Consider the following 8,796-nt stretch of genomic DNA (forward strand, 5'->3'; position numbering starts at 1 on the left):
TTGCGGACGGAAGGTTCACCGCTGGGTTCCTGTTCCTGATTCTGCCCGATGCCGGAGTCAGCGCAAGGCCGGTACCGTCTGTGCCGTCTCGGCGGCGATGCGCGTGAGGGCGGTGGCAGAGGCGCTGGTCATCTCCGCGGGCACCCTGAGATCTTCCGAGAGGTAGCTGGCGGTGTCCTGCATCTCCCTGGAGCGGCGCAGGGCATGCTTGGCGGTTCCGGTAAGGAACCTGTCGATGACTGCCTGCCCGTCGCCGGCGAGTTGCCGGGCGATCTGGGCACGGATCCACTCCTCCAGGCCTGCGGCCCGTCCCGCGGTGACCGCCTCAACGACGACGGAGGCCAGGCCTTTCATCAGGACGCTGCGGAGCAGCTTGTGGGCCATGGCCGCCCCGGGTTCCCCGTCGGCGATTTCGACGTCGGCGCCCAGCGGGGACAGCAGGTCAGCGACTGCCCGGGACCCTGGGCCGCTGACCATCAGGGGAGTCTTCACGCCTTGCGTGGGGACGGGTCCGAGGATGGCGACATCGGCAAAGAGCGCTTCGCCTGGCAGCTGCCCAAGCTCCTGCATGACGTGGGGTGAGGAGGAGGTGAAGTCCGCGTAGCAGCTGCCGGCCGGGAGGACCGGCAGGCATTCCCGGGCGACGCTTCGCGCGGCGGCCGCTCCCGTGAGGACCAGGACGATATCCGCCCCGGCGCACGCTTCAGCTGCCGTTGCGGTCCGGATCACGCCCGCCGGAGTGGATGGTGCGACGGGGTCGAATCCCGTCACGCTGTGGCCTGCGGCCACGAGGGCGGCCGCGTAGGTAGCTCCGGCCTCACCGAGGCCGATGACGGTGCACGCTGTCATTTGTCGTGTGTCTTTCTTGCTTAGTGGCGGTCGGCGACGATGGCCGCCCGGCGGTTGGTTTCGTCGGCGAAGACGGCTTCGGCGGCGTCCGCCACTCTGGCTGCCTGTTCCCGAGGGATGACGACGACGCCGTCGGAGTCGCCGATGATGATGTCACCTGGCAGGACAGGGACGCCTCCGAAGGAAATGGGGGTGCCCAGTCGGGAGGGACCATTCTTGTACGGGCCGGCGGGGGTCACGGCGCGGGCGAAGACGGGCATGCCGATTTCGGCGAGGGCTTCGGCGTCCCGGGCTGCGCCGTCCAGGGCGAATCCTGCCAGGCCCAGGTTGATGGCGCGTTCGCCGATGAGTTCACCCAACAGGGCCCGGGATTCGTCCCCGCCGCCGCAGACGACGATGACGTCTCCGGGGCGGGCGAGCTGCAGTGCACGGTGGATGCCCTGGTTGTCCCCGGGGCGGGTCCAGACGGTGAACGCGGGTCCGGCGAGGCGGGCGCCGGACCAGATGGCCTGGATGGCCGAGTCTGCGACTCCGAGCCGATCCATGGCGTCGCCGATGTTGGCGGCGGGCAGTTTGGCGAGGCGGTCGACCACGTCCCGGTCGGGGCGGGGGAAGTCGGCGTCGATGTCTTCAAGGACGGGAGTTGTCATGGTGGGGTTCTTCCGTGGATGGTGTGGCGGGAGGAGGGTTAGTCTTTTTTCTGGACCAGCGGGAGGACCTTCTTGAAGTCCTCCTCCTGTCCGGCCCAGAACGTCTCGTAGTCCCCGCCGGAGAGGTAACTGGTCTGCAGGCCGAGGTCGTTCATCTTCTGGACGACGGCCGGGTCCTCGATGGCCTTCTGGATTGCAGCTTCGAGCTTCTTGGCGACGGCGTCAGGCAGCCCGGCCGGTGCGGAGTAGCCGCGGGCGGTTCCGGCTTCCACGTCATAGCCGGATTCCTTGAAGGTGGGGACGTCCGGCAGCGAGGGTGAGCGTTCTGCGGTCATGATGCCCAGGACGCGCGCCTTGCCCTGTTTGGTCAGGTCGTTCACGTCGCTGACGTTGGCGACGAGGATGTCAACGTGCTTGCCCAAGAACGCGGTGGTGGCCTGGGAGGCGCCTTCAGAGAAGTGCACCGGGGCGAATTCGGCGCCGGTGGTTTCCTGGATCTGGGCCAGGGCGAAGTGTTCGCCGGTCTGCAGGCCGGTGGTGCTGGCTGTCATCGACTTCGGCTGGGCCTTGGCGGCGTCGAGAAGTTCCTTCAGCGACTTGTACGGGCTGTCGGGCTGCACAGCGATCACAGCGGGGTCGATGACCTGCCGGCCGAGGGGCTGGAAGCTGGCGCGGGTGTATTTGGCGCCGCGTGCAGGATCCAGTGGTGAGACGACGACGGACGGGGAGCCGGTTGCGCCGATGGTGTAGCCGTCCGGCTTGGCGCTGGTCAGTTGGGTGTAGCCGATCTGTCCGCCCGCTCCGGGCTTGTTGATGACCTCGACGTTGGTGCCGAGTTCCTTCTCCAGGATGGGCTGCACGAGCCGGGCCGCGGTGTCCACGGCTCCGCCGGAAGAGAAGGAAACGATCAGGTCGATCGATTTGCCTTTCTTGGGGAAATCATCCCCGGCGGTAGTGGCGGTGCCGGCGTTGGCGCCACAGCCCGTGAGGGCGACGAGGGCTGCTGCGGCGAAGGCTGCTGCGATGCGTGTGCGGGTCAAGGTCTTCTCCTTTGAAGGGGTGAATCAGGTCTGGGACGGATTTTGGTGGGGGTGGTTTAGGTTTCGGGGTCTTCGTCCAGCGCCTTGGGCTTACGAAGCTTGAGCAGCGGACTGAAGATGATCAGGACCCCGATGCCGATCAGCACCATGGAGATGGGGCGGTTAACGAAGATGCCGAAGTCGCCTTGGGAGATTTCGAGGGATTCACGCAGGGACCGTTCCATGAGGGGTCCGAGCACGAGGGTGAGCACCATCGGGGCGAGCGGGATCTGCAGGTGCCTCAGGGCGAGGCCGAGCAGTCCGAAACCGATCATGACGAACACATCGAAAACGCTGAAGTTGATCGTGTAGGCGCCGATGACCATGAAAAGCAGGATCAGGGCCGTCAGGATCGATGCCGGCACGCGGAGGATGGAGGTCCACAGGCCGACCAGGGGGACGTTCAGGAGCAGCAGGAGCAGGTTGCCGATGAAGAGGCTGGCGATGATCGCCCAGGCGATTTCGGAGTTCTCGGTGAACAGGGTCGGCCCGGGGGTCAGGCCCTGCTGCAGGAACGCCCCCATGAGCACGGCGATCGTCGGCGAGGCCGGGATGCCGAGCGTGAAAAGCGGAATAAGTGCGGCGTTGGCGTGGGCATTGTTGGCTGTTTCCGGCCCGGCGACACCTTCCACTGCCCCCTTGCCGAGTTCGTTGCGGTGACGGGAGAACTTCTTCTCGGCACCGTACGCAAGCAGGGACGACACGGAGCCAGTCATGCCGGGGATGAGGCCGAGGCCGAAGCCGATGCCTGTGCCGCGGGCCATCGACGGTGCGCTGCGCCGCCATTCCGTCCGTGACGGCAGCAGGGACCGCAGGCCCGGGGCATGAACTGTGGCGGCGTGCGGGTCCTTGCGGTAGGACAGGATTTCGGAAAGCCCGAAGACACCGACGATGACGGCGACGAAGCTGACGCCGTCAAGGAGCCTGTCCATGCCGAAGGTGAAGCGGGGGGCGCCCGCCACCGGGTCGATGCCGACCATCGAAATCAGCAGGCCCAGCGCTCCGGAGATGAGGGCTTTGACCATCGACCTGCCCGCCAGGGCTACCAGCAGGGAGATGCCCACGACCATCAGGGCGAAGAACTCCGGCGGGCCGACCAGCAGTCCAAGCTCCCCAAGCGGTTTGGCGGCGGCGACCAGGCCGAGCGTGGCGATGGTTCCGCCGACAAAGGATCCGACGGCGGCGATGGTCAGGGCGGCTCCTGCCCTGCCGATCTTGGTCATGGCGTAGCCATCGATGGTGGTGATGGCGGACGCCGCTTCGCCGGGGGTGTTCAGCAGGACGCTGGTGATCGTTCCTCCGTAGGCGGTGCCGTAGAAAATGGCGCACAGCATGATGATCGCCCCGGTTGCGTCCAGGTTCATGGTGAGCGGGATGAGCAGGGCAACGCCGGCGACCGGGCCGATGCCGGGCAGCACGCCGATGATGGTGCCCAACAGGCAGCCAAGGAAAGCGAAAATCAGGTTCTGCCAGGTCATGGCGGCGGCGAAGCCGCCGAGCAGGTCGTTAAGTATGTCCATGTCTAGAGTCCGATCACGTTCAGCGGAGAAAAGGCCGAAACGGGCAGCGTGACGTTCAGTCCGTAGTTGAAGGCGTAGAACGCCCCGACGCTGCCGGCCAGGGCGATGATCAGTGATGACACCCAGGTCCTGCGTCCGCGGACTCTCAGGTGGTACATCAGGAAGAGGAACATGCTCAGCTGAAATCCGAGCAGGTCCATCACGGCTGCCAAGAGGGCGAGGCTGACCACGACGGCGATCACGAGGCCCCGGTCAACGCCGTCGGGCGTCTCGCTGGGACGCCGCAGCTCCTGGACGAGCCAGAGTATGGACATCGAGACCAGCACAGCGCCCATCGCAAACGGGAACAGCCCGGGGCCGGGGCCGAGGGAGGTCCACAGGCCGAGGCCCAACGAACTGACCAGGACATACACGCCGACTGCCACGAATGCGCCGATCCCCACCAGCACGGAGGGGGCGACGCGGGCGGCGCTCCCGGGTTTGGTCATTACTGACTCCGTTGTCATCGTTTCCTTCTTACGTTCTGTGATCCTTCATTTCATAGAATGAAAGACTATTGCGTCTGAAGAAATAGTGACAGGAGACACAAAGCCTGTCAAGCGCAAGGAAGTTACATAGAATGAAAGAATGACGGTAAGTTCGACACACTCAGCCAGCTCTGCCGAGGATGGCCCGAAGGCCGGGAACATGCGCTCCCTATCCAGGGCGATGGAGGTCTATGCCGAACTGCAGCGCGCGGAGCGGCCTCAGCGGCTGAGTGATCTTGCCAGGGCCTGCGGCATGAGCCTGCCGACCACACTGCGGATCCTGCGGGTCCTTCAGGATTTCGGCATGGTCAGCCAAACCGACAAGTCATACCGGATCGGGCCGGCGGTCCTGCCCGCCGCCCGAAGCTACCTGGAGAACGACCCCCTGGTGGTGGCCGCGCGGCCGATACTTCAGCAGGTGGCCTCCCAGACGGGACTCACGGCATCCCTGTACACGAGGCTTGGCTTTGAACGGATCCTGGTCGCGCGCGTCGACGGCGACTCGCCCCTCCGCTACGACCTGCCGCTGGGTAAGCGCCTCCCACTGACAGTGGGGGCGGCAGGGAAAATCCTGCTGGCAACGGCCTCGGAGGCCGAACTCCAGCAGGTCGTGGCAGCGGCCATCGCGGCTGGCCACGAAGACAGCACGTTTACACCCGAGGGGCTTCGGGCACGCCTGCCGGAAGCCGGGGTCGACTACGCGTATTCCGCCGATGAGCGTGCCACCGGCGTCCTGTCGGTCGCCGTCGCTGTCCCCAACAGGGGCGGCCGTCCCAGCGAATCAATCGCCCTGACCAGCCCCGTCGAGACAGCCACCGAAGCCGGCCTCAAAGCCGGCGTCCCGGAACTCCGGCGCGCCGCCGGCCGGCTCTCAGAACTCCTGGAAGGGTCCGTCTACTAATCCCGCCCGTGGCCTAGTGGCCGGGGGGGTGAAGCCGTTACGCGGGGACGCTTCCTCGACACTGCTGTCTATGCCGGTCAGATGCCCCTACCCTTTGGCCTCCTTCGGGTTGTTCGCGTCCTTGAGCTCCACTTCCGCCGTGGCCTGAATGAGTGCGAGCAGCTCCGGATCCAGCCCTGGCGCGAACTCTTCACGGCGTTCCGGCGAGACAGTCATGGGGAAGCCCTCTGGCATGGAGTCCGTGGTGAGTTCGGTTCCGTCGTTGGAAGGCGAAGCGCCGCGGTACAGTTTTCCGGCCTCGCTGAGGTTGTCTGCACTGAACGTGTACTGGACGCTTTGCAGCCCCTTGTCCAGCAGCTTCTTCACTTCCGGGAACTGCTCCGCGTTTGTCTTGGGTATGGGCAGGACCTTGCCCCAATTCACCCCGAGGCTCTCAAGTGCCTTCGCAAAGGCGTTCTCGTGAGCCTGGTCCCGGACGATCAGGTACGCGATGGTCGAGCGGGCAGTCTTGTTCTCCGTCATCTCGTAGATCCGGCACTTCTGCAGCCGGCCGGTGGACTCGAGCATCAGGTTGTAGAGCAGGTCCAGGACCAGGTTGCCGCTGTTGTACACGTAGGAACCGCTCCACGGGTTGCCGGCAGCATCCACCGGCAGGGCACCCTGCGCGCCGACGAGGTAGTGGTGGATGTTGCTGGTGTCCAGCGCGATTTTCAGCGGTGTGGCTCCCTTCGCGCCCGGCTCATCCACAGGATCGGTCTTCTTGCCCTGATACCGCGGCGAACCGTCCAGGAGCTGTGAAATCGTGGTCCCGATGAGTTCGACATGGCTGATCTCCTCAGTGCCCACGCCCTGAAGAAGATCCTTGTAGGGCTTGGCGGCTGCGTCGCCGCGGAAGTTCATGCTCTGGAACAGGTACTGCATCATGGTGCGCATCTCGCCGAACTGCCCTCCGAGGCCCTCCTGCAGGGCATTCGCGGCGGCGGGATCGGGCTCGTCGGCGGCAATTTCGTTGATCAGAAGCTGTGTGTGCAGATACATGGTCTATTCCTCACTTTGGATCTGAAAACTCTGCTGAACTGCGTTGATTCGAGCTGTCTTGATGGAGCCTGTCGGGAAGCGGCAAGAGCCGCTCAACCTGCGGTTGTTCACCCGAACACATGAAGGAACGGTCCCGGACCACGTCAGGGGCCCGGGCGAATGCCCTGGCCCCTGACGTGGTCACTTGTCGCGCTGTTACCGGCGGGTGTCGTCTACACCGTCGGTTTCGATGCGTTCCTTGCGGACTTCCTCATCGACCGTCACCTCGTCAGTGACGGTTTCGGTATCAAGCCGGACCCGTTCGACCGGGACAGTTTCCTTTTCGACGACCGGCCGCTCCTCATGGAGCGTTACCTCGTGTTCCTCGTCGCTGAGGTCCGGCCCGGACAAGGCGGCCCCGCGGTTGGCCTCTGTGATGGGTTCACGTTCGATCCGCACTTCTTCGCGCTGGACCGGGACGGTCCGTGTGACGTTCTCGGTGGTGACGTACTTCCGCAGCCGCGCACGCCCCGTCGCCTGTTTCTCGGTGCCGACGTTCAGGCGCTCCTCGGACCGGGTCATGGCGTCATCCGTGGTCGGCCCCGAGGTGTCACGGCCCACAGTGTCGTTTGCATCAGCGGCGTTGAAACCGCCGGAAGCAGCGAACCCGCCGCCGGCCTCTGCCCGGTCATAGTCTCCATCCCGGCCGGCGGTCGGGTCGGTGTAGGCCCTGCCGGCACCCCCGAACCCGTAGTGGTCGTAAAGGCGGTCCTCCTCGGAGGGCTCCAGGTGACCGTCGGTGTCCACCCGGGGCGCGTCCTTGACCTGGTCCTTGGTGTACGGGACGACGATGTCATCACCTTCAAGACGTGCACCTTCGAGCGGGATGAAGGACTCGGAAGTCCCGAAAAGCCCTGTCTTGACCGTGACCCACTTGGGCTGACCGTCGGCGTCGTCCGCGTAAACCTGGCCAACTGAGCCGATCTTGTCACCGTCCGTGGACAGGACGTCTCCGTTGCGGTTGAGCAGATCGTCGATGTGTTCCTTGGCGAGCATGATGTCTCCTTGGATGTGGTTTTGTTTCGAGCAACGCCTCCCTGCAGGACATCGCCAGCCACTACCATAAGCATGCTTAGTAAGCACTTGGCAAGCATGCTTAGTATTTTTCTTAGCCGACCGTCGCGCACAGCAGCGCGCCCGCTATTCACGGCATGCGCCCCTTGCGCGACACTTAGCAAGTATGCTTAGCATCTATTTAGTAACCATGCTTACTGTTTTGAACGGCGTGCTGGTTCATCTACAGCAGCTACCCCTTACCGGAAAGAGAGCAGAGATGACCGAGAACCAATGGGCGCAGACGTCCGATCCGTACCCCGCGGACCCGTACGGCACCCGAGACGCAACGGAACCCCCCACACGGCAGAGCGGTTCGTCCACCAAGACGGACGCCGTCAAGGACGAGGCAGCGAACGTTGCGGGCCGGGCGGGCGGTGCCGCGCAGAACGTGGCCGGGACGGCCAAGTCTGAGGCTGCCAACGTCGCTTCCGAAGCAAAGACCAACGCCAAGAACCTTCTGCACCAGGCGAAGTCCGACCTCACCAGCCAGGCAGGCACCCAGCAGCAGAAAGCCGCGGAAGGAATCAGGACCGTCTCCTCGCAGCTGCGTTCCATGGCCGACGCGCCGGACCAGCAGGGCGTCGCCTCGGATCTCATCCGCCAGGCCGCCGACCGATCAGAATCGGTTGCGTCCTGGCTGGACAACCGGGACCCGGGCTCGCTGCTGGACGAGGTCAAGTCTTTCGCCCGCCAGCGACCGGGCACCTTCCTGGTCCTCGCCGCCGGAGCCGGTCTGCTCGCCGGCCGTCTGGGCCGCAGCCTGCAGGCCGGAGCACCCGCAACTGGAACCACGACCGGCACCCCAGGCGGTGCCCTGCCGCAGTACCCCGTACAACCGCCGGCTACTCCGACGACGTATGCAGCGACTGTGTACGGCGAGCCCGCCCGTCCGGGCTTTGAAAGCCACGGTTCTGCAGGTGTCCCGCTGCGCGATCCTGATGACCCGTACGTCGAGGGCGGAGGTCGTCCACTGTGAGCAGCCAAGTACCCGAAGCGCCTCCCACCGCCGCGCACGCCAAAGCGGACACCACGTCCCTCGGGGATCTCCTGGGTGATGTCACCCGGGACCTCTCCACCCTGATGCGTCAGGAAGTGGAACTGGCCAAGGCAGAAGCGAAACAGTCAGCCACGAGGGCC

Annotated in this window: 10 protein-coding genes; 3 read left to right on the top strand and 7 right to left on the bottom strand. The window is 65.1% G+C overall.

Annotation, left to right across the window (positions count from 1 at the left end):
• Positions 1-57: 57 nt before the first annotated feature.
• From JYA52_RS04470 to JYA52_RS04490, 5 genes are read right to left on the bottom strand one after another with little or no spacing between them, the layout of a single operon-like run.
• The gene (locus tag JYA52_RS04470) at positions 58-849 is read right to left on the bottom strand and encodes an NAD(P)-dependent oxidoreductase (protein ID WP_205651993.1); all 792 of its coding nucleotides are present in this window, start codon (positions 847-849) and stop codon (positions 58-60) included.
• A gap of 20 nt (positions 850-869) precedes the next feature.
• On the bottom strand, positions 870-1,499 hold the full coding sequence (locus tag JYA52_RS04475; protein WP_205651994.1) for an RraA family protein: 630 nt from the start codon (positions 1,497-1,499) through the stop codon (positions 870-872).
• A gap of 38 nt (positions 1,500-1,537) precedes the next feature.
• Complete coding sequence (locus JYA52_RS04480) at positions 1,538-2,539, bottom strand: tripartite tricarboxylate transporter substrate binding protein (protein WP_205651995.1); 1,002 nt, start codon at positions 2,537-2,539, stop codon at positions 1,538-1,540.
• A gap of 56 nt (positions 2,540-2,595) precedes the next feature.
• Complete coding sequence (locus JYA52_RS04485; RefSeq protein ID WP_205651996.1) at positions 2,596-4,098, bottom strand: tripartite tricarboxylate transporter permease; 1,503 nt, start codon at positions 4,096-4,098, stop codon at positions 2,596-2,598.
• Positions 4,099-4,100: 2 nt separating this feature from the next.
• Complete coding sequence (locus tag JYA52_RS04490; protein ID WP_205651997.1) at positions 4,101-4,604, bottom strand: tripartite tricarboxylate transporter TctB family protein; 504 nt, start codon at positions 4,602-4,604, stop codon at positions 4,101-4,103.
• 121 nt (positions 4,605-4,725) lie between these two features.
• Between JYA52_RS04490 and JYA52_RS04495 the strand changes: the two genes are divergently transcribed.
• The gene (locus JYA52_RS04495; protein WP_205651998.1) at positions 4,726-5,526 is read left to right on the top strand and encodes an IclR family transcriptional regulator; all 801 of its coding nucleotides are present in this window, start codon (positions 4,726-4,728) and stop codon (positions 5,524-5,526) included.
• A gap of 87 nt (positions 5,527-5,613) precedes the next feature.
• Here JYA52_RS04495 and JYA52_RS04500 read toward each other — a convergent pair whose 3' ends face one another.
• A complete protein-coding gene (locus JYA52_RS04500) occupies positions 5,614-6,564 on the bottom strand; it encodes a manganese catalase family protein (RefSeq protein WP_205651999.1) in 951 nt (316 codons plus the stop codon).
• Between the two features lie 195 nt (positions 6,565-6,759).
• Complete coding sequence (locus tag JYA52_RS04505; protein ID WP_205652000.1) at positions 6,760-7,599, bottom strand: DUF2382 domain-containing protein; 840 nt, start codon at positions 7,597-7,599, stop codon at positions 6,760-6,762.
• Between the two features lie 277 nt (positions 7,600-7,876).
• Between JYA52_RS04505 and JYA52_RS04510 the strand changes: the two genes are divergently transcribed.
• Both JYA52_RS04510 and JYA52_RS04515 read left to right on the top strand, forming a co-directional pair.
• Positions 7,877-8,635, top strand: coding sequence for a hypothetical protein (locus JYA52_RS04510; protein WP_240459943.1), 759 nt, complete (start codon positions 7,877-7,879; stop codon positions 8,633-8,635).
• The coding region (locus JYA52_RS04515) for a phage holin family protein (RefSeq protein ID WP_205652011.1) at positions 8,632-8,796 on the top strand (165 nt) is incomplete at its 3' end. The genes JYA52_RS04510 and JYA52_RS04515, both read left to right, overlap by 4 nt.

Origin of the sequence: Arthrobacter pascens (genome assembly GCF_017052465.1) — a bacterium.
Taxonomy (GTDB): domain Bacteria; phylum Actinomycetota; class Actinomycetes; order Actinomycetales; family Micrococcaceae; genus Arthrobacter; species Arthrobacter pascens.